The following is an 18,571-nucleotide window of genomic DNA, read 5'->3' as shown; positions in this document are numbered from 1 at the left end:
CGCCGTCATGGCCGATCCAGGCGCGCCCGCACGCTGACGACGGGCGGTGCCTCGCGCACGGCCTCGAGCCAGCCCTCGGCGAAGCGCGACAGGTCGATGCGCCAGCCCAGTTGGTCGAAGCCCGGTCGGCCGTCGGCCCGGGGGGTGTTGGGGGCGCCGTCCCACGGCTTGCCGCGCAGCCAGTCGAACAGCGCGGCGATCGGGATGGCCTCGCCCAGCGTGGCGGCGGCCAGGCTGTCGAGGTCGGGGTAGTCGGTGCGCTTGCCGTCGGCAACGATCCAGGCCTCGCCCGGTGCCCAGCCGGCCTGGGCCGCGGTGGTGCCGAGCGGTCCGCCGAGCTGCAGGCGCCCTTCGCGTGCGGTGCCGCCGAGTTCGAAGCTGGCGCTGAGGTTGCGGTCCGATTGGCCATCGACCTTGATGGCCAGCCGGCCAGCCAGGTCGGGGGGCGGTGCCGCTGGGCGGCTGGCGCAGCCCGCCAGCAACAGCACCAGCATCGCGGCCCCCAGCGGCCGCGATGCGAAGGTCATGCGCGAGCCTTCACAGGCCCACCTTCAGCCGGGCCAGGGTTTCGCGCAACACCTCGTTGGCGGCATCGCGACCGCGGGCCTCGCGCCAGATGCGGCGGGCTTCGTCCTGCTGGCCCAGAGCCCACAGCACTTCGCCCAGGTGGGCACCGATCTCGGTGTCCGGGCGCGAGCTCCAGGCTTGGCGCAGGAGCCGCAGGGCCTCGTCGCCATTGCCCAGGCGGAACTCGACCCAGCCCAGGCTGTCGGTGATGAACGGGTCGCCCGGTGATAGGGCCAGGGCCTTGCGGATGAGGTCGCGCGCCTCGGGCAGCCGCACCTTGCGGTCGGCCAGCGAGTAGCCCAGCGCATTGTGGGCGTGGGGGTGGTCCGGCTTGAGCTCGATGACCCGGCGCAACAGGCGTTCCATGTCGTCGTAGCGCTCGAGCTTGTCCTCGATCATCGCCTGCTCGTAGAGCAGGTCGGCGTCGTTGGGGTGCCGCTGGTTGGCGGTCTGCAGCACGTCGGACGCCTCGCGCCAAAGTTTCACTTCGCGCAGCATCTGGGCCTCGGCCAGCAACTTGGCGCGCGCGTCATCACCGGTGCGTTCCGGCGCGGACTGGATCATGGCGCGGGCCTGCGCCACCTTGCCCTGGCGTGCCAGCAGCGTGGCGCGGCGGCTTTGGACTTCGAGTGCACGCTGCGGGCTGTCGACCTTGGCCAGCCAGGCCTCGGAGGCCACCATGTCGCCCTGCATTTCGGCCGCCTGCGACAGCAGCAGCCAGGCTTGCGTCAGGTCTCTCGGCTGCGGCGACGGTGCTGGGGCGGGCTCGTCGTCGTCGTTGTCGTCGGCGGCAGCAGCAGCGGCAGACGGCGCGACGGGCGCGGGGGCCACAGGCAGCTCGTTGCCGGCCAATTGGATGAAGCGCTTCAGAGCGGCTTCGCCTTCCCGTGGGTGCTTGAGTTCGATGTGCAGGGCACCGAGCGTCAGCCAGGGTTCGGGGAGTTCGGCCTTGTCGCGGGTGACGATTTCGAGCTGCGCGATGGCATCGGCATACCGTTGCGACTGGGTGAGCATGCGCACGTAGGCCAGGCGCACCGCCGGCTCGGCGCCGGGGCGCGCAAAGTAGGCGGTGACCAGGCGCTCGGCCTCGGGCAGGCCGGGCAACAGGTCGAGGGCCAGCAGGGCCGGACCGGACGCCGACGGCTCGTCGTCATGGGCGCGGCGCGCCAGCGCCAGGGCCTGGTCGGCCTGGCCCGCAGCCAGCGCCATGCGGCCCGAGGCGACGAGGCTCGACACCCGCGTCTCGGGCGCATCGCGGTAAGGCAGCAGCACGCTCTCGACCACCGCCGAGGCCTTGGCGCGGTCGCTGGCGCGCTGCAGGATGCGGGGCAGGGCGGCGATGAGCCCAGGCCGTTCGATCACCGAGGCACCCGCCAGCCAGGCGGCGAGCGGCTCGGCCATCTCGTCGATGCGGTTGAGCGCCAACAGCAGCTGGGTCTGGTAACGCAGCGCGTCGGTGGAGGTGGGCACCGCCTGCCGCCAGAAGCGTGCGGCGGCCAGCGCCTGATCACCGGCACGCCCCTGCAGGGCGATCTCCACGGCGCGCTGGAAAAGCGCTGGATCGTTGCTCCGCCGCGCGGCGTCGAGGATCACTTCATAGGCGTTGCCGGCCCGGCCCGACCGCAACTCGATCTCGCCGATCAGCAACTGGTAGAAGAGCGGCGCATCGAGCGACGAGTTCTGCGGCGGTTCGGTGGCGGCGGCTGCCGACGCACACCAGGCCCATGCCGCGCCCGCCAAGGCCGCGCGCCAGCTGGCACCGCGGACCCACTTCGACCTCTTCATCGCAGCTCCTGACATGAGCGATCGATTCTAGGCGGCACCCATAATCCCTGGATGCCCGAGCTGCCCGAGGTCGAAGTGACACGTGCCACACTCGCCGGACGCCTGCACGGTGCGGTGGTGCGGCAGGCGCGGCTGGGCAAGCCCTTGCGCTGGCCGCTGGGCTGCGTGCCCGAGGCGCTGGTGGGTCTGCAGGCGGGCGAGATGTCCCGCCGGGGCAAGTACCTCTGGCTGCCGCTGCAGGGTGTGCAGCGCACGGGCGGCCTGCTGTTGCACCTGGGCATGTCCGGGTCGCTGGGTCTGGACGACGCCCCCCCGGGTGCAGCGGCACCGGCCGGCCCGCATGTGCACTTCGAGTTGCAGTCCGACCGAGGCACCCTGCGCCTGACGGACCCACGGCGGTTTGGCGCCGTGGTGTGGTCCGACGGGCTGGGCGTCGACCCGGCGGCCCGGCTGCTGGCCCGGCTGGGCATGGAACCCTTCGACCCTGCGCTGACGCCAGCGGCGCTGCGCCTCGGGTTGCGCGGCCGCCGCACACCCATCAAGACGGCGCTGCTGGCCGGCGACGTCGTCGTCGGGGCGGGCAACATCTACGCCAGCGAAGCCCTGTTTCGCGCCGGCATCGATCCGCGCACGCCCTGCGATCGCATCGGACCCGTGCGCTGCGAACGGCTGCTGGACGCGCTGCGCCTGACCCTGGGACGGGCCATCGAGCTGGGCGGATCGACGCTGCGCGACTTCCGCGACGCCCACGGCATGAGCGGCGCCTTTCAGGACGAGGCCCAGGTCTACGGCCGCGACGGTGCGCCCTGTCCGCGCTGCGGCCAGACGCTGCGCCGCATCGTGCAGGCTCAGCGGTCCACCTACTTCTGCCCTGGCTGCCAGCGGCGCTGATCCAGTTGCGCGACCCTGTCATCCCATCGCGGGATGACATATTGCCTGTCAGCAGTTGTTTCTTCAGTCGGTTCGACCGGGACCATGCGCTAGCATGAACTGGCGCACACTTTGACTGGCGACAGCTCGAATGCCCACCAACCTGTCCCGTGACCTGGATTCGCTTGCCGACTGGCGACGCGCCCTCGACCGGCGCATCGAGCAGTTCGGCCTGCAGCTCGCCGATCACGACGTTCTCGACCCGGACGGCGCGGCCCTGGTGCAGACGCTTCGCCAGAGGCTGTCCAGTGACCGCCTGGTGTTGGCCTTCGTCGCCGAGTTCTCGCGCGGCAAGTCCGAGCTGATCAACGCCTTGTTCTTCACCGACGCCGGCCGTCGCGTGCTGCCGGCCACGCCCGGCCGGACCACCATGTGTCCGGTCGAGCTGGCCTGGGACCCGGCCGAGTCGGCCCACCTGAGCCTGCTCCCCATCGCCACGCGGCGAGAGGGCCTGACTGTCTCGACCCTGCGGAACCGGGCCGATGCATGGAAGCGCCTGACGCTCCCGCTGGGCGACCCCGAGGGCCTGGCCCGCGCGCTGCAGCAGGTCACCCGCGTCCAGCGCGTGTCGCTCGACGAGGCGCGGGCACTGGGCTTCTGGGACGACGAGCATCCTGAGGACAACCCCCCGCGCGACGACGATGACCAGGTCGAGGTGCCCTGCTGGCGCCACGCGCTCATCAACTACCCGCACCCGCTGTTGCGGCGCGGCCTGGTCGTGATCGACACACCGGGCCTCAATGCCATCGGCGCCGAGCCCGAATTGACCCTCGGGCTGCTGCCGTCGGCGCATGCCACCGTGTTCCTGCTGGCCGCGGATGCGGGCGTCACGCGGTCCGACCTGTCGATCTGGCGCGACCACCTCGGCGACCGGGCGCTCGAGCGCTTCGTCGTGCTGAACAAGGTGGACACCTTGAACGACCCGCTGCTCACCGCCGAGCAGATCGCCGGCCAGGTCCGCCGGCAGGTGGAGCAGGTGGCGACCACGCTGGCCGTGCCCGTGGACCGCGTGTTCCCGATGTCGGCCCGGCAGGCCCTGAACGCCCGCTTGGCCTCCGATGGGGCGGCGCTGCAGGCCAGTGGCCTGCCCGCGCTCGAGCAAGCATTGGCCAACCAGTTGCTGCCGGAGCGCGGCGCGGTGATCGGCCGGCTGGTCGAGGACGGCGTGCTGTTTCTGCAGCAGACCGCGCTGCGCCGCCTGAACGACCGCCGCCGGCAGATGGCCGAGCAACTGGCCGAGCTGTCGTCTTTGCGGGGCAAGAGCGGCGCCAAGCTGCAGATGATGAACCGCCGCTTCGAAGCCGACGCGGCCATGTTCGACGACTGCCTGCCGCGCCTCACGGCGCTGCGCTCGGTGCACACGCGCCAGATCGCCGAGGTGATGCAGCAGTTGTCCACCGACCGGGTGCGCCAGGAGGTGGCCCGCATGCAGAGCGACAGCGAGGCCAGCCTGTTCCGTCTCGGCGCGGGGCGCGCCTTCAATCAGCTGGGGCTGCGCCTGCACGCCATGTTCGACGCCGCGGAAACCGGCATCGACGAGATCGACCAGATGCTGGCCGCGGGCCACCGCCAGTTGAATGCCGAACACGGATTCGCGCTGGCCGCCGGCCCCAGGCCCGCCTTGGCGGCCTACCGTCGCGAGCTCAAGCGCATCGAGAAGGCCTACGGGCAGTACTTCGGCGTGACCAAGCTCTGGCGCCTGTCGGAGCCGGGCTTCCTGTCGCAATTCATGCAGGTGCTGCTGTCGCGCCTGCGGGTGGTGTTCGAGAACGCGGCGGTCGAGGTCGAGCTGTGGGGCAAGACCACCACCACGCAGATGGAATCCCAGTTGCGCGAGCGTCGGCGCGGCCTGAGCAGCCGGCGCGATGCGTTCAACCGCATCCAGCTCGCCGGCACCGAGCTGGAACGCCGCATCGACGAGGTGGCCTCGCAGGATTCGCACCTTCAGCAGGTGGCCGAACGCATCGCCGAGACGGTGGACGGGCTGCGCATCCTTGCCGCCACCGTGCCGCGCAGCGGCAGGCCCGAGGCCGCTGCCGAGCATGGCCCGCGGCTCGAACTCGTCCGCCCGGCGGCCAGCCAGGGTTCCCGCGGCGCGGCATGACCGGCCCGGCCCCGGGCCTGGCCACACGGGTGGTCGAGTGGCAGCGCGCGCACGGGCGCCATGAACTGCCCTGGCAACGCACCCGCGACCCCTACCGGGTGTGGCTGTCCGAGATCATGCTGCAGCAGACCCAGGTGGTCACCGTGCTGGGCTACTACCAACGCTTTCTCGAGCGCTTCCCCGATGTGGCGGCGCTGGCCGCCGCACCGCTGGACGACGTGCTGTCGCTGTGGAGCGGGCTGGGCTACTACAGCCGCGCCCGCAACCTGCACCGCTGTGCGCTGGCCGTGGTGCATGAGCATGACGGCGCGTTCCCGCCGTCGGCGGCCGCGCTGGCGCAATTGCCTGGCATCGGCCGGTCCACCGCAGCGGCCATCGCCGCCTTCTGCTTTGGCGAGCGGGTGGCCATCCTCGACGGCAACGTCAAGCGCGTGCTGACGCGGGCCCTGGGCTTTGCCGACGACCTGGCCGAGGCGCGCCACGAGCGCACGCTGTGGGCGCGTGCCGAGGCGCTGCTGCCGGACGAGGGCATCGAGTCGTACACGCAGGGGCTGATGGACCTCGGTTCGACGCTGTGCACCACGCGCCAACCGCAGTGCGAGCGCTGTCCCCTGGCCGACCTGTGCGTGGCCCGGGCCCAGGGGCGCCCGTCGGACTTTCCGGTGAAGACCCGCCGGCTGAAGCGCCACCAGCGCTCGAACCTGCTGCTGTGGCTGATGCACGGGGGCCGCACATGGCTGGTGCAACGGCCGGACACCGGCGTGTGGGCTGGCTTGTGGACGCTGCCCGAGTTCGCCGACGAGGCGGCGCTGGCGGCCTTCACCGCCGGCTGGCCGGGCGACACGGCCCGGCTGCCGGCGATCACGCATGTGCTGACGCACCGCGACTGGCTGCTGCAACCCGTGGCCTGGCGCTGGCCGCACCGGCTGCCGCCGGCCGATCGCGAGCGCCTGCAGCGCAGCCTGCCCGACGGCCGTTGGGCCACGTCCGACGAGGCCTTGTCGCTCGGGCTGCCGGCCCCGGTGCGGCGCTGGTTCGAAGGCCCGCTGCCGTTCGGCGGCGGCGACGCTGCAGGCTGACGCGTCGCCGGCGGTTCGGCTACACGACGCCCTTGCCGCGCAGGAAGTCGTCGACCAGTTGCAGCCGCAGCGCAGGCTCGTCCAGTTCCATCAGCTTCTGCTTGGCGGCCAAAGAGATCGGCAGGATCTCGCACCAGCGGTTGGCCACCCAGCCGGCATCGTCGAGGTGGTGCGGCTCGATGAACGGGTGCTGTCCCTGGCCCGACAGCGCCTCGATCGCGTTGCTCAGCGCCGCCACCGACGGCGCCAGGTTGGCCGAGGGCGGCTGCGGGTCGTCGTCGACCAGCAGGTCGGCGTCAGCGAACCACAGCCCATCGGCCCGCTGCCTCGGCGTCTTCAGGCGGAAGCGCTGCCCGCCCTGGCAGGACACCTGCAGGATGCCGGCCTGCTCGGCATCGACGTCCAGCAGATGGGCCAGCACGCCGACGCCTTCGAATCGCACCTTCGAGCCGTCACTGCCCACCTGGAGCTCGCCGCCCTGGCGCAGGCAGACGACCCCGAAGGGCTCGCGGTCGCGCAGGCAGCGGCTGACGAGGTCGAGGTAGCGGGCCTCGAACACCTTCAGCCGCAGCAGCCCTCCCGGGAACAGCACGGCCTTCAGCGGGAACAGGGGCAGGGCCGGCATCAGCGTCGTGCGGGCTTTCAATCGATGGCGTCCAGTTCGCGATGGCGGGTGAGGATGGCGTTGTTGCGGCCGACAAAGCGCCGGGCAAGCTGCTCGACGATGTAGACCGAGCGGTGCTGCCCGCCGGTGCAGCCGATGGCCACGGTGACATAGGCCCGCTGGTCGGTGGCCAGCGCCGGCAGCCAGCGCCGCAGGAAGACCTCGATCTGCGACAGCATCTCGTCCGCCTCGGGCTGCTCGGACAGGTACTTGGCCACCGGCTCGTCGCGGCCCGACAGCGGGCGCAATTCGCGCACGTAGTAAGGGTTCGGCAGCATGCGCACGTCGAACACGTAGTCGGCATCCAGCGGCACGCCGTACTTGAAGGCGAAGGACTCGAACACGACGGTCAGGCGGTCGTGCGGCGCGGACACCAGGTCGCGCACCTGGGCGCGCAGCCCGGCCGGGCGCAGCGTGCTGGTGTCGACGACGGTGGAAACCTCGCGCAGTTCGGCCAGCAACAGGCGTTCCAGCTCGATGGCCTCGATCAGGGCGTGCTGCGCGGTCTCGTTCTGGCCCGGGTGGCTGAGCGGATGCGGCCGCCGCGTCTCGGAGAATCGCCGCACCAGCGTGTTGGTGCTGGCATCCAGGAAGAGCGGCCGGATCTGCACGCCCTCGGCGCGCAGCTCGGCGATCAGCGGCACCAGCGCCGGCAGCGAGCGCGCGGCCCGTGCATCGACCGCGATCGCGACGCGCTCGACATAGCGCGGATGCTGCAGTTGCATGTAGCTGCGCAACAGCTCGGGCGGCAGGTTGTCGACGCAGAAGTAGCCGGCGTCTTCCAGCGCGTGCAGCGCGACGGACTTGCCCGACCCCGAGATGCCGGAGATCAGCACCAGTTCGCGCGGACCGCCGGGCCCGGGCGGGAGGGCCGGCAGCGTGCCGCCCAGGGTATCGGTCATGGTGTCGTCGGCGCTGCCGTTCATGCCTTGCTCCGGGGGCGGTGGGGCTTCGGGGCTGGGCCCTGCTGCAGCATGGCCTGCGCGTGGGCCAGGCTGGTGTCGGCCATGCGCTCGCCGCCCAGCATGCGGGCAATCTCGACCACCCGCGCCTCGCGCGAGGCCAGTTGCACCTGGCTGGCGGTGGCACCGTTGTGCGCCGACTTCGACACCACGAAATGGTGGTCGGCGCAGGCCGCCACCTGGGCCAGGTGGGTGACGGCCAGCACCTGGCGCGCGGCGCCGAGCTGCTTCATCAGCGCACCCACCGCGTCGCCGACGGCGCCGCCGATGCCGGCGTCGACCTCGTCGAAGATCAGCGTGCCGGCCCCGGCGCCGCCCTGTACGGTGGTGACGGCGATGGCCAGCGCGAGACGAGACAACTCGCCGCCGGAGGCCACCTTGGCCAGTGGCCGCGGCGTGCTGCCGGCATGGCCGGCGACGAGGAACTCGATCGACTCGAGCCCCTGCGCCTGCGCCTGGGCCAGCGGCTCGATGGCGATGTCGAAGCGGCCGCCGGCCATGCCCAGCGCCTGCATGGCCTGCGTCACGGCCGTGGCCAGCGGGGCGGCGGCACGGCGGCGGGCGGCGCCGATGCGGCTGGCCTCGTCGCGGTAGCGGCGGTCGGCGGTGGCCAGCGCCTGCTCGAGCGCGACGGTGTCGGTGGTCGCGTCCAGCGCCTTGAGTTCGTCGCGCCATTGCGCCTGCAGCGCAGGCAGGTCGGCCGGCGGCCGGCGGTGTCGGCGGGCCAGGCCCATCCAGGCCGACATGCGGGCGTCGAGTTCGGCCAGGCGGCGCGGGTCGAGATCGGCGTGGTCGAGGTAGCTGGCCAGCGAATGCGAGGCGTCGCGCAACTGCGCCACCGCGCCCTGCAAGGCTTCGATGATCGAGGCCAGGCGCTCGTCGTGCGAGGCCACGTCCTCCAGTTGGCCCAGGGCCTGGGCGCTGAGCCCTTCGGCGTTGGGTTCGGCATCGGCCACGGCATCGAGGGCCGAGCGCGCCGCGTCCATCAGCGCCTGGGCATGGGCCAGTCGACGGTGCTCGGCGTCGAGTTCGTCCCACTCGCCGGGGGCCGGCGCCAACTTGTCGAGCTCGGCCAGCTGCCATGCCAGGCGCTCGCGCTCGCGGTCGATCTCGTCGCGCCGCTCCTGAGCGCGTTCCAGCGCGTCGGCCGCCGCCTTGCGCTCGGCGAAGCAGGCGGCCAGCCGCGTGGTGTCGAGCCCGGCCTGGGCATCGAGCAGCGCGCGGGCGGCGGCCGGCCGGGTGAGGCTCTGCCAGGCGTGCTGGCCGTGGATGTCGACCAGGCGGTCGGCCGCCTCGCGGAGCTGGGCCACCGTGGCTGCGCTGCCGTTGATCCAGGCGCGGCTCTTGCCCTGGGCGTCGATCGTGCGGCGCAGCAGCAAGGCATCGTCCTGAGCGAAGCCGGCCTCGTCGAGCCAGCCGGCCATCGACGGCACGGCGTCGAACTCGACGCTGATCTCGGCGCGTGCCGCGCCTTCGCGCACCACCGACGCATCGCCCCGGCTGCCGAGGGCCAACTGCAGCGCATCGACCAGGATGGACTTGCCGGCGCCGGTTTCCCCGGTGAGCACCGAGAAGCCGGCGTGGAAGTCCAGCTCGAGCGCCGGCACGATGACGAAATCGCGCAGGGACAGTCGGCGCAGCACGGCTAGACCACTCCCTCGTACCAGCGCAGCTTGCGGCGCAGCGTGGCGTAGTAGCTCCAGCCCCGCGGGTGCAAAAAGCGCACCTTGTGCGCCGAGCGCCGCACGCGGATCTGATCGCCGTGCAGCAGGCTGGCCAGCCCCTGCATGTCGAAGTTGGCCGAGGCGTCGCGCCCGGCCACCACGGTGATGCGCACCTCGTCGGCGTCGGGCAGCACGATGGGCCGGTTGGACAGCGTGTGCGAGGCGATCGGCACCACCACCCAGCCGGCGATGCCCGGGTGCAGGATTGGGCCGCCGGCCGACAGCGAGTAGGCGGTGGAGCCGGTGGGCGAGGACACGATGAGGCCGTCCGAGCGCATGTTGGCGACGAACTCGTCGCCGATGTCGATGCGCAGCTCGACCATGCTGGCGGTGGCCCCGCGGCTGACGACCACGTCGTTCATCGACAGGCCCTCGAAGATGCACTGGTCGTCGCGCCAGACCTCGCTTTCGAGCATGGCGCGATAGTCTTCTTCGTAGTCGCCGGCGATCATCGGTGCCAGCGCCTCGCGGAACTGGCCGATCGGGATGTCGGTGATGAAGCCCAGGCGGCCCTGGTTGATGCCCACCAGCGGCACGTTGTGGCGCGCCAGCTCGCGGGCGATGCCCAGCATGGTGCCGTCGCCGCCCACCACCACCGCCAGGTCGCATTGCGCACCGATGCGGTCGGCCGTCAGCGCACCGAAGTCGGTGACGCCGGTGCTCAGCGCCGTCTGCTGCTCGAAGGACACCTCGAGGCCCTGGCGCACCAGGAAGTGCGCGATGTCCTCGAGCACCGACCGAATGCCCTCGGCCTGGTATTTGCCAACCAGCGCGGCATGTTGGAAGCGGCCAGTCATGCGAGGAATTACACCACAGCGCTCCTCGGGGCGCGGGCCTGCCCCAGGGTGTGTCCGTACAATGATTCACCCCATGGACGAACGCGCCCGCACCCTGCTGAAAACCCTGGTCGAGCGGTACATCGCCGACGGCCAGCCGGTGGGATCGCGCACCCTGTCGCGCGCGTCCGGGCTCGAGCTGTCGCCGGCCACCATCCGCAACGTGATGGCCGACCTCGAGGACATGGGTCTGATCGCCAGCCCGCACACCAGCGCCGGTCGCGTGCCCACGCCGCGCGGCTACCGGCTGTTCGTCGACACCATGCTCACCGCACGGTCTCTGGATCTCAACGAGGCGTCGGCAGAACTGGCTGGCGCCCGTGAGCAACTGCAGCCCGACCAGCCGCAGCGCGTCATCGCGCAGGCCGCGCACCTGCTGTCGAACCTGTCGCACTTCGTCGGGGTGATCACCGCGCCCAAGCGCGCCGACGTGTTCCACCACATCGAGTTCCTGCGCCTGGGCGAGCGCCGCGTGCTCGTCATCCTGGTCTCGCCGGACGGCGACGTGCAGAACCGCGTCATCTTCACCGCGCGAGACCACAACCAGTCCGAACTGCAGGAAGCCACCAACTACCTCAATGCCCACTATGCGGGCCTGAGCATCGAGGCCGTGCGGGAGCGGCTGAAGGTGGAGGTCGACGCCCTGCGCAGCGAGATCGCCGCGCTGATGCAAGCCGCCGTGCAGGCCGGCACCGATGCCTTGCAGGACCAGGGCGAGCAGGTCATCGTCTCGGGCGAGCGCAACCTGCTCGACGTGCAGGACTTCGGCAACGACATGGGGTCGCTGCGCAAGCTGTTCAACGTCTTCGAGCAGAAGACCGAGCTGATGCGCCTGCTCGACACGTCCAGCCGCGCCGAGGGCGTGCGCATCTTCATCGGCGGCGAGAGCCGCGTGGTGCCCTTCGAGGAACTCTCGGTGGTCACCGCCCCCTACGAGGTCGACGGCCGCGTCGTCGGCACCCTGGGCGTGATCGGCCCCACGCGCATGGCCTACGAGCGCATGATCCAGATCGTCGACATCACTTCGCGCCTGGTATCCAACGCGTTGTCGGCGCCGCGTTGACCCTGCCGGCGCAGGGCCCCACCTACAATCCTTTGGGGGTTCTCCCGGGCTGCATACCCCGGGCGCCTTTCGAAGGGCCGTTAGCTCAGTTGGTCAGAGCAGAGGACTCATAATCCTTTGGTCGTTGGTTCAAGTCCAACACGGCCTACCAGTCTTGCCAGTTCGCTACGCCCGTGTCGGCAGCAGGAAGTGCGACAGCGCCGGGATCAGCACCACCGCGCCCACCATGTTCCAGACGAACATGAAGGCCAGCAGGATGCCCATGTCGGCCTGGAACTTGATGGGCGACAGCGCCCAGGTGGCCACGCCGGCAGCCAGCGTCACGCCCACCAGCACCACCACCTTGCCGGTGAACTGCAACGCGACGCGGTAGGCCTGTGCCAGCGGCACGCCAACGCGCTGCTGCGCCAGTTGCACGCTCAGCAGGTACAGCGCGTAGTCCACGCCGATGCCCACGCCCAGTGCGATCACCGGCAGCGTGGCCACCTTCACGCCGATGCCCAGGGCCACCATCAGCGCCTCGCACAGCACCGAGGTGATGACCAGCGGCACCACCGCCACCACCACCGCGCGCCAGCTGCGGAAGGTGATGAAGCACAGCACGGTCACGGCCAGGTACACCAGCCCCAGCATCTGCACCCAGGCCTTGCGCACGACGATGTTGGTGGCGGCCTCGATGCCCGCGCTGCCGGCGGCCAGCAGGAACTGCCGGTCGGCCGTGCCGTGGTCGCGGGCGAAGGCGTCGGCCGCGGCCACGACCCGGTCCAGCGTCTCGGCGCGGTGGTCGCCCAGGTAGGCGATCACCGGCATCACCGAGCAGTCGGTGTTGAACAGATCCGGGTTGTTGACGCTCGCCTGTTGCGCACCGTAGTTCAGCACGTCCTGGTTGCGGGCGATGGTCAGCCACTTGGGGCTGCCCTCGTTGCTGCCGGCCGTGATCTGGCGCACCGCGTTGGTCAGGCTCAGCGTGGTCTGCACCCCGGGCACCTGCTGCAGTGTCCAGGCCAGGCGGTCGGCCTCGACCAGGGTCTCGTACTTCAGGCAGCCTTCCTTGGGCGTCTTGACGATCACCGCGAAGGTGTCGGACGACAGCGCGTAGTGCCCGGTCACATAGGCGTTGTCGCGGTTGTAGCGGCTGTCGGCCCGCAACTCGGGCGCGCCAGGGTCCAGGTCACCGATCTTCAGGTGCGTGCTGACCGCATAGCCGCCCGCCAGCAGCAGGGCCGAGGCGATGACGGTGACGGTGGCCCAGCGCGGCTCGACGAAGCGGGCCAGCAGCGTGAACAGCCGGTTGAAGCCACGGTCGCGCGTCTCGGGGCTCTCGGCTTGCAGCGTGCGTGCCGCGGCACCGGGGCTGACGCCCACGTAGCTCAGCAGCACCGGCAGCAGGATCAGGTTGGTGAAGATGAGCACCGCCACGCCCAGGCTGGCGGTGAGCGCCAGGTCCTGGATCACCGCGATGTCGATCACCATCAGCACCGCGAAGCCCACTGCGTCGGCCAGCAGCGCGGTCAGCCCGGCCAGGAACAGGCGGCGGAAGGTGTAGCGCGCGGCCACCAGCCGGTGCGCGCCGCGCGCGATGTCCTGCATGATGCCGTTCATCTTCTGGGCGCCATGGCTCACGCCGATGGCGAACACCAGGAAGGGCACCAGGATCGAGTACGGGTCGAGCTCGAAGCCGAAGGCCGCCACCAGGCCCAGCTGCCAGACCACGGCCACCAGCGAGCAGGCCATCACCAGCGCGGTGGACCGCACGCAGCGGGTATAGGCCCAGATGATGGCCGTGGCGATCAGCGCGGCCAGGCCGAAGTACAGCGCCACCTGCATCAACCCGTCCATCAGGTCGCCCACGAGCTTGGCGAAGCCGATGACGTGCAGCTTCGCCTGCCCGCCGGCCTCCACCTTGGTGCGGATCGCCTCCAGCGAGGCCGACAGCGCCCGCACGTCCAGCTTGGCGCCGGTGGTGGGGTCGGTGTCGAGCAACGGCACCACCAGCATGCTGGACTTGAAATCGGTGCCCACCAGGCTGCCGACGATGCCGGCGCGCGCGATGTTGGCGCGCAACCGCTCGGTGGTGGCCGGTGTGCCGTCGAAGTTGTCGGGCATCACCGGGCCGCCCTGAAAACCCTCCTCGGTGACCTCGGTCCAGCGCACGCCAGGTGCCCACAGCGACTTGACCCAGGCGCGGTCCACGCCGGGCGTCAGGAAGACCTCGTCGTGCACCTGCTTCAGCGTCTGCTGGTAGCGGGCGTCGAAGATGTCGCCGTTCGGGCTCTCGACGACGATGCGCAGCGCATTGCCCAGGCCGCGCAGTTCCGTCCTGTTCTCCAGGTAGGCCTGGATGTAAGGGTGGCTGCGCGGGATCATCTTCTCGAAGCTGGCCGACAGCGACAGTCTGGTGGCCGCCAGCACCGCCAGCAGCACCGTGACCAGCGCGCAGGCCAGCATCACCGCGCGGCGGTGGTTGAACACTGCGCGTTCCAGCAGCGAGCCGCTGTGGGTGTCGAACTGCTCCAGCGTGTCGGGCAGGGCGGGCAGGTCATCGAGCGTGGTGGCGTGCATGGCAGCTCTCTCAGGACAGGGGCAGCGTGTGCACGCCGCGCGGGCCGGCAATGGCCAGCGTGGCCGGGCCGGCGCTCACCACGGCGGCGGCGGGCAGGGCCTGCGGCAGCTTCAGCGGCTTGAAGCTGGCGCCGTCGTCGGTGCTGATCAGCACATGGCCCGACTGGCTGACGACGACGATGCGGCCGCGCGCGTCCAGCGTGCTGGCGGTCAGGCCCACCTGCACGCCGGTGGCCACGGCCTGCCAGCTGCGGCCGGCATCGGTGCTGCGCAGCAGGTTGCCGCGCAGGCCATGGGCCAGCACGGCGCGCTCATGGCCGACCAGGCCGAACAGCGTGCCCTGGTACGGCAGCGCCATCGCCGCGAAGCGTCCACCGGTGGCGTCCCATTTCATCGCCAGGCCTTGTTCGCCGGCGATGTAGACCTCACCGGCGATGTGCCGCACCGCATACAGGTGCAGGCCCTTCGGGTTTTCGGCCGCATGCAGCAATGGCTCCCAGGTCTGGCCACCATCGGCGGTGCGCAGCAGCAGGCCGAAGGCACCCACCAGCAGGCCGTTGCGGGCATCCTGGAAGTGCACGTCGAGCCAGGGGTTCTCGGCCCCCTGCGCGGCCAGGCGTTTGGCCTCGGACAACCACCGGGCATCGCCCAGGCGCTCGTAGAACGCCACCAGCACGGCACCCAGGCCGCGGCCGTCGAGCTGCCGCGTCCAGCGCCGGCCACCGTCGACGGACTTCAGCACCACGCCGTCGTGGCCCACGGCCCAGCCGATGTCCGTGGTGGGAAAGCTCACGGCGACCAGATCGCTGCTGACAGGCACCTCGGCGCCCAGCCACTGCTGCCCGCCATCGTCGCTGGTCAGCACGTGGCCGCGCTGGCCCACCGCCACCAGGCGCTGACCGGCCCGTGCCAGGCCGCTGAGCAGGCTGCGCTGCGCCAGCGGGCTTGGCCGCGCCGGCGTGTCCAGCACATCGCGGAAGGCGGGCGCGCGGGTGGCTGCTGGTGCGGCTGCGGGTGCGGCGGTCGGCGCGCTGGCCTGGGGCCGGGCGGGGCCGGTGAGCGGCAACACCGCGCCGGCCGCCAGCCCCTGGAGCAGGGTGCGGCGTTGCATCGTGACGTCTCCGGTTCAGTGCGATGGAGGCGTCACCTGACGCCGGCGCCGGCCAGCGCGTCGGCGGTCCACTCGCGGTCGGGCAGCGGCTTGGTGTGGCGCAGGCCGCCGGTCTCGGCGATGAACCCCGTCAGCGAATACTGGCGCGAGACCAGGTCGTAGTGGCCGAACATGTCGGTGTAGGGCGCGGGCAGGTCGTAGCTGGGCGCCATGTAGGCGAAGCCGGTGCGGTAGAGCTGGCCACGCGCGTCGTACGCGTCGCTGGCCACGGCCGCCCACGAGTCTTCGTCGAGGTAGAAGGTGCGCTTGCCGTAGACGTGGCGCTTGCCTTCGCGCAGCGTGGCTTCCACCACCCACACGCGGTGCAGCTCCCAGCGCACCAGGTCGGGATTCAGGTGGTTGGGCTTGAGCAGCTCGTCCTGCTTGGCCCCGTACACCGCGGCATAGGCGTTGTAGGGCACGAGCATCTCCTTCTTGCCCACCAGCTTGAAATCGAAGCGGTCCATCGAGCCGTTGAACAGGAAGATGTCGTCGAAGGTGTTGCCGCCGGCCGTGCCGGGGTTGGGCGTGTCGTGGCCCAGGTCGGGCGCCACCTTCACGCGGCGCTGGCCGGGCAGGTAGGTCCAGGCGCGACGGTCCTTGTTGCCGATGTCCAGCGGGTCGATGATCATCAGCGCCTCGCCGGCGCGGCGGGCCGGGCCGGTGTAGGTGAGCTTGATCTTCCAGTAGGTGTCGGCGCTGGTCTTGCTGTTGTCCCAGTACGGGTACTCCTGGTTGCTGAGGCCTTCGGTGGCCAACGTGACGCGGCCGCCGGCGTCCACTGTCAGGTTGCGGTACTTCGATTCGTAGGCCTGGCCGTTGAAGCGCACCAGGTGGTTCCACATGGCCTCGTAGCCGGTCTTCGGGATCGGGAACGGGAAGCCGGCGTGCGCGCCCTCGATCGAGCGGCCGTCGTTGCCGGTCCTGGCCTTCACCGCGTTCTTCGCCGTGTTGTCGGCCACCCACTTCGGGAAGGCCACGCTGCGGTGCGTGGGGTACACGTCGACGCGGAAGCTGGGGTACTTCTGCAGCAGGGCCTTGGTGCCCTCGGTCAGCTGGCCGGCGTGGGCGGCCATGGTCTTGCCGTCGATGGACAGGCGGGGCTTGTCGCCGGCAAAGGGGTTGGGGCGCATGCCGTCGCCGGGCTTGAACCCGGCCGGTGGCGTCGTCAGCCCGCCGGTGTAGGCCGGGATGCTGCCGTCCTTGTTGGCGGACTTGTCGGCGCCGACGGCGGTGAGCGTGGTGCCGAGGGCCTTGGCCTCGTCGGCACTGAGTGCGGCCGTCGCCGGCACGGAGACGGTGGCGGCCAGCAGGGCCGCGAGCAGCGAGATGCGGGGGGTCATGGCGGGCTCCTCAGAACGTGGTGCGGAAGGTCAGGCTGACGAAGCCCCGGTCCTTCAGGAAGGTGGTGAAGCCGTTCTGCGTCGTCACGGCGGTGCCGTTGTCGCGGTAGCGGCCGACGTAGTCGACGTACTTCAGGTCGAAGCGGTACTTCTGCTGCACGTCGGCGGACAGGCCCACCGTGTAGTTGCCCAGGCCCTCGTTGCCGCCGAACACGGTGGCCGCGTTGCCGGAGACGCCTACCGCGTAGGTCAGCGGCGCCGACAGGTCGACGCCTGGCAGCACCTGGAACCAGCTCGGCGTGAACGCGAAGGCGACGCCGACATAGTCCTTGGTCGTGCAGCCATCGAAGCGGTCCCAGTCGCGGGTGCGGGTGGTGCCGTTGGCCTTGCAGGGGGCGAAGCCCTCCGCGTTGAACAGGTTGGCGCCGCTGCGCACCTTGCTCCAGCGCGACCACTGCACTTCTGCGGCCCAGGTGGCGGCGTCGAACACCGGCGTCTTGGACACCGTGCCCAGCAGGTTCACCAGCGCATGCCAGGTGTCGCCGCGCGGGCCCTTGGTCTCGCCCTGAGTGGGCAGGCCGATGGCGACGCCCAGCACCTGGCTGCTCAGCGGTGTGTTGCGGCGCTGAGAGAGCTCGGCTCCGAGGCTGATGCCGCCGACGTTCTTGGCCAGGCTCAGGCCGACCAGCTCGACGTTGTCCGCGTAGATCAGGTTGTAGCGCGCCGGCCCGATGGGCGGCGCCTGTGTGACCAGCGTCTGCGGCATCTTGTCGGCGAACTTGCGGTAGTACAAGCCCAGCGTGCCGTCCAGCCAGGCCGGGCTCCAGCGGGCCGACAGGCCCCATTCGCCGCGCTGCTTCGGTTCGGACGCATCGCCGCGGGCGATGAAGCCCAGGCCGGGCACGAACTGGCGGTCGGGGCCGTTGAAGGCGAAGTCCACCGGACCCAGGTAGGTGCCGCCCTCGGGGTAGCGTGCCGATTCCCACTCCAGCATGGCCTGCGCGGCCACCGACAGCGTGTCGGTCAGCTGTGCCTGGGCCGACAACTGGTTCAGCGGTCGGAACAGTTCCTTGGCCTCGGTGCCGGGCGTGGCGAAACCCTTCTGCAGGTCGAGCGGGTTCTGCGCATAGGCCACGCTGTGCATGTGGCCGCCCAGCAGCAGCGACTCGCCCCAGTACACCGTGTGGCGGCCCAGCTTGGCGCTGACCGGCACGTCGCCCAGGTTGAAACCGGTGAAGACGAAGGCGTCCATCACCTCGCCGGTGCCGCCGCGGTACAGGCGCTTGATGGTGCTGCTGTACTGGTTGCCGATGTAGCTGGGGATGCCGGCCAGCGGCGGGTTCGGGTTGGCGCGGCTGCGGCTGCCGTAGGCGCCGTCGTACCAGGCGGTGGCGCTGACGCGCAGGCCATGGCGCTTCTGGTAGACGAGGTCGAACTCGCTGAGCAGGTCGACGCGCTTTGCCACCATGTCGCCACGGTCGAAGCTGTAGGTGCCTTCGTCCGAGATGGCCGAGTTGCCGATCTTCGGGTCACGGCCCTCGACGCGCGTGGCCAGGTTCAGGCGCAGGTTGTTGTCCCAGCGCAGCGCCAGATCCGGGTTGCCGGTGTCGATCTCGAACGCATGGCCCGCGCCGGCCGCCAGCAACAGCGCAGCGGCGACCGCCGTGGCGGCGCGCATGCAGGGCACCGGGGGGCGGCGCGCGGCGCCGCGAGAGGGGGAGTTGGATGGGGTCACGTGGTCTCCGCTGGGGGTGTGATCGACGGGCTGCGAATACGGTGGCGCAGCAGGTTCGGTGTGGGGA

General features: G+C 70.8%; 14 protein-coding genes and 1 tRNA gene. 5 read left to right on the top strand and 10 right to left on the bottom strand.

Going from position 1 to position 18,571, the window contains the following annotated elements; translation table 11 throughout:
• Positions 1–5 precede the first annotated feature (5 nt).
• Both EOINJALH_RS22340 and EOINJALH_RS22335 read right to left on the bottom strand, forming a co-directional pair.
• Entirely contained in the window at positions 6–527 is a 522-nt protein-coding gene (locus EOINJALH_RS22340) for a lipoprotein insertase outer membrane protein LolB (RefSeq protein WP_088284270.1), read from the bottom strand.
• A gap of 10 nt (positions 528–537) precedes the next feature.
• Positions 538–2,352 (bottom strand): tetratricopeptide repeat protein, encoded by a 1,815-nt coding sequence (locus tag EOINJALH_RS22335; protein ID WP_234413987.1) that lies wholly within the window; start codon positions 2,350–2,352, stop codon positions 538–540.
• Between the two features lie 51 nt (positions 2,353–2,403).
• Between EOINJALH_RS22335 and mutM the strand changes: the two genes are divergently transcribed.
• The 3 genes from mutM (at position 2,404) to mutY (ending at position 6,465) form a co-directional block, all read left to right on the top strand.
• Entirely contained in the window at positions 2,404–3,243 is an 840-nt protein-coding gene (gene mutM, locus EOINJALH_RS22330) for a bifunctional DNA-formamidopyrimidine glycosylase/DNA-(apurinic or apyrimidinic site) lyase (RefSeq protein ID WP_088284266.1), read from the top strand.
• A gap of 130 nt (positions 3,244–3,373) precedes the next feature.
• Positions 3,374–5,386, top strand: a complete 2,013-nt coding sequence (locus EOINJALH_RS22325; RefSeq protein ID WP_088284264.1) for a dynamin family protein — start codon at positions 3,374–3,376, stop codon at positions 5,384–5,386.
• Positions 5,383–6,465 (top strand): A/G-specific adenine glycosylase, encoded by a 1,083-nt coding sequence (mutY, locus tag EOINJALH_RS22320; protein WP_088284262.1) that lies wholly within the window; start codon positions 5,383–5,385, stop codon positions 6,463–6,465. Before EOINJALH_RS22325 ends, mutY begins: the two co-directional genes overlap by 4 nt.
• 19 nt (positions 6,466–6,484) lie before the next feature.
• On the opposite strand, the gene EOINJALH_RS22315 is transcribed toward mutY, so the two are convergent.
• The 4 genes from EOINJALH_RS22315 to EOINJALH_RS22300 are packed head-to-tail and all read right to left on the bottom strand — an operon-like array spanning position 6,485 to position 10,612.
• A complete protein-coding gene (locus EOINJALH_RS22315; protein WP_310732330.1) occupies positions 6,485–7,111 on the bottom strand; it encodes an LON peptidase substrate-binding domain-containing protein in 627 nt (208 codons plus the stop codon).
• On the bottom strand, positions 7,108–8,031 hold the full coding sequence (rapZ, locus tag EOINJALH_RS22310; protein WP_088284482.1) for an RNase adapter RapZ: 924 nt from the start codon (positions 8,029–8,031) through the stop codon (positions 7,108–7,110). The genes EOINJALH_RS22315 and rapZ overlap by 4 nt, the downstream gene beginning before the upstream one ends.
• Before the next feature lie 20 nt (positions 8,032–8,051).
• On the bottom strand, positions 8,052–9,734 hold the full coding sequence (gene recN, locus EOINJALH_RS22305; protein WP_088284258.1) for a DNA repair protein RecN: 1,683 nt from the start codon (positions 9,732–9,734) through the stop codon (positions 8,052–8,054).
• 2 nt (positions 9,735–9,736) lie between these two features.
• Entirely contained in the window at positions 9,737–10,612 is an 876-nt protein-coding gene (locus EOINJALH_RS22300; RefSeq protein WP_088284256.1) for an NAD kinase, read from the bottom strand.
• Between the two features lie 73 nt (positions 10,613–10,685).
• Between EOINJALH_RS22300 and hrcA the strand changes: the two genes are divergently transcribed.
• Complete coding sequence (gene hrcA / locus EOINJALH_RS22295) at positions 10,686–11,714, top strand: heat-inducible transcriptional repressor HrcA (RefSeq protein ID WP_088284254.1); 1,029 nt, start codon at positions 10,686–10,688, stop codon at positions 11,712–11,714.
• A gap of 74 nt (positions 11,715–11,788) precedes the next feature.
• Positions 11,789–11,865, top strand: a tRNA-Ile gene (locus tag EOINJALH_RS22290).
• 14 nt (positions 11,866–11,879) lie between these two features.
• Here the strand turns inward: EOINJALH_RS22290 and EOINJALH_RS22285 are convergent.
• The 4 genes from EOINJALH_RS22285 to EOINJALH_RS22270 are packed head-to-tail and all read right to left on the bottom strand — an operon-like array spanning position 11,880 to position 18,447.
• On the bottom strand, positions 11,880–14,276 hold the full coding sequence (locus EOINJALH_RS22285; RefSeq protein WP_088284252.1) for an RND family transporter: 2,397 nt from the start codon (positions 14,274–14,276) through the stop codon (positions 11,880–11,882).
• A 10-nt stretch (positions 14,277–14,286) separates the two neighbouring features.
• A complete protein-coding gene (locus EOINJALH_RS22280) occupies positions 14,287–15,387 on the bottom strand; it encodes a YCF48-related protein (RefSeq protein ID WP_088284250.1) in 1,101 nt (366 codons plus the stop codon).
• A gap of 32 nt (positions 15,388–15,419) precedes the next feature.
• Positions 15,420–16,769 carry a DUF1329 domain-containing protein gene (locus EOINJALH_RS22275; protein ID WP_088284248.1) on the bottom strand — a complete coding sequence of 450 codons (1,350 nt, stop codon included), beginning with the start codon at positions 16,767–16,769 and terminating at the stop codon, positions 15,420–15,422.
• A 10-nt stretch (positions 16,770–16,779) separates the two neighbouring features.
• Complete coding sequence (locus tag EOINJALH_RS22270; protein ID WP_088284480.1) at positions 16,780–18,447, bottom strand: DUF1302 domain-containing protein; 1,668 nt, start codon at positions 18,445–18,447, stop codon at positions 16,780–16,782.
• Positions 18,448–18,571 lie beyond the last annotated feature (124 nt).

Origin of the sequence: Ideonella sp. A 288, from assembly GCF_002198735.1 — a bacterium.
Lineage (GTDB): Bacteria > Pseudomonadota > Gammaproteobacteria > Burkholderiales > Burkholderiaceae_C > Pseudaquabacterium.
Note: the sequence above shows the minus strand (reverse complement) of the source record. Positions and strands in the feature narration are given on the sequence as shown.

Excerpts from the sequence above, each read along its gene's own strand:
- EOINJALH_RS22275 (WP_088284248.1), bottom strand. The coding sequence starts at position 16,769 with ATGACCCCCCGCATCTCGCTGCTCGCGGCCCTGCTGGCCGCCACCGTC.
- hrcA (WP_088284254.1), top strand. The coding sequence starts at position 10,686 with ATGGACGAACGCGCCCGCACCCTGCTGAAAACCCTGGTCGAGCGGTAC.
- EOINJALH_RS22340 (WP_088284270.1), bottom strand. The coding sequence starts at position 527 with ATGACCTTCGCATCGCGGCCGCTGGGGGCCGCGATGCTGGTGCTGTTG.
- EOINJALH_RS22285 (WP_088284252.1), bottom strand. The coding sequence starts at position 14,276 with ATGCACGCCACCACGCTCGATGACCTGCCCGCCCTGCCCGACACGCTG.
- EOINJALH_RS22335 (WP_234413987.1), bottom strand. The coding sequence starts at position 2,352 with ATGAAGAGGTCGAAGTGGGTCCGCGGTGCCAGCTGGCGCGCGGCCTTG.
- EOINJALH_RS22300 (WP_088284256.1), bottom strand. The coding sequence starts at position 10,612 with ATGACTGGCCGCTTCCAACATGCCGCGCTGGTTGGCAAATACCAGGCC.
- EOINJALH_RS22325 (WP_088284264.1), top strand. The coding sequence starts at position 3,374 with ATGCCCACCAACCTGTCCCGTGACCTGGATTCGCTTGCCGACTGGCGA.
- EOINJALH_RS22280 (WP_088284250.1), bottom strand. The coding sequence starts at position 15,387 with ATGCAACGCCGCACCCTGCTCCAGGGGCTGGCGGCCGGCGCGGTGTTG.
- EOINJALH_RS22270 (WP_088284480.1), bottom strand. The coding sequence starts at position 18,447 with ATGCGCGCCGCCACGGCGGTCGCCGCTGCGCTGTTGCTGGCGGCCGGC.
- mutM (WP_088284266.1), top strand. The coding sequence starts at position 2,404 with ATGCCCGAGCTGCCCGAGGTCGAAGTGACACGTGCCACACTCGCCGGA.
- rapZ (WP_088284482.1), bottom strand. The coding sequence starts at position 8,031 with ATGACCGATACCCTGGGCGGCACGCTGCCGGCCCTCCCGCCCGGGCCC.
- mutY (WP_088284262.1), top strand. The coding sequence starts at position 5,383 with ATGACCGGCCCGGCCCCGGGCCTGGCCACACGGGTGGTCGAGTGGCAG.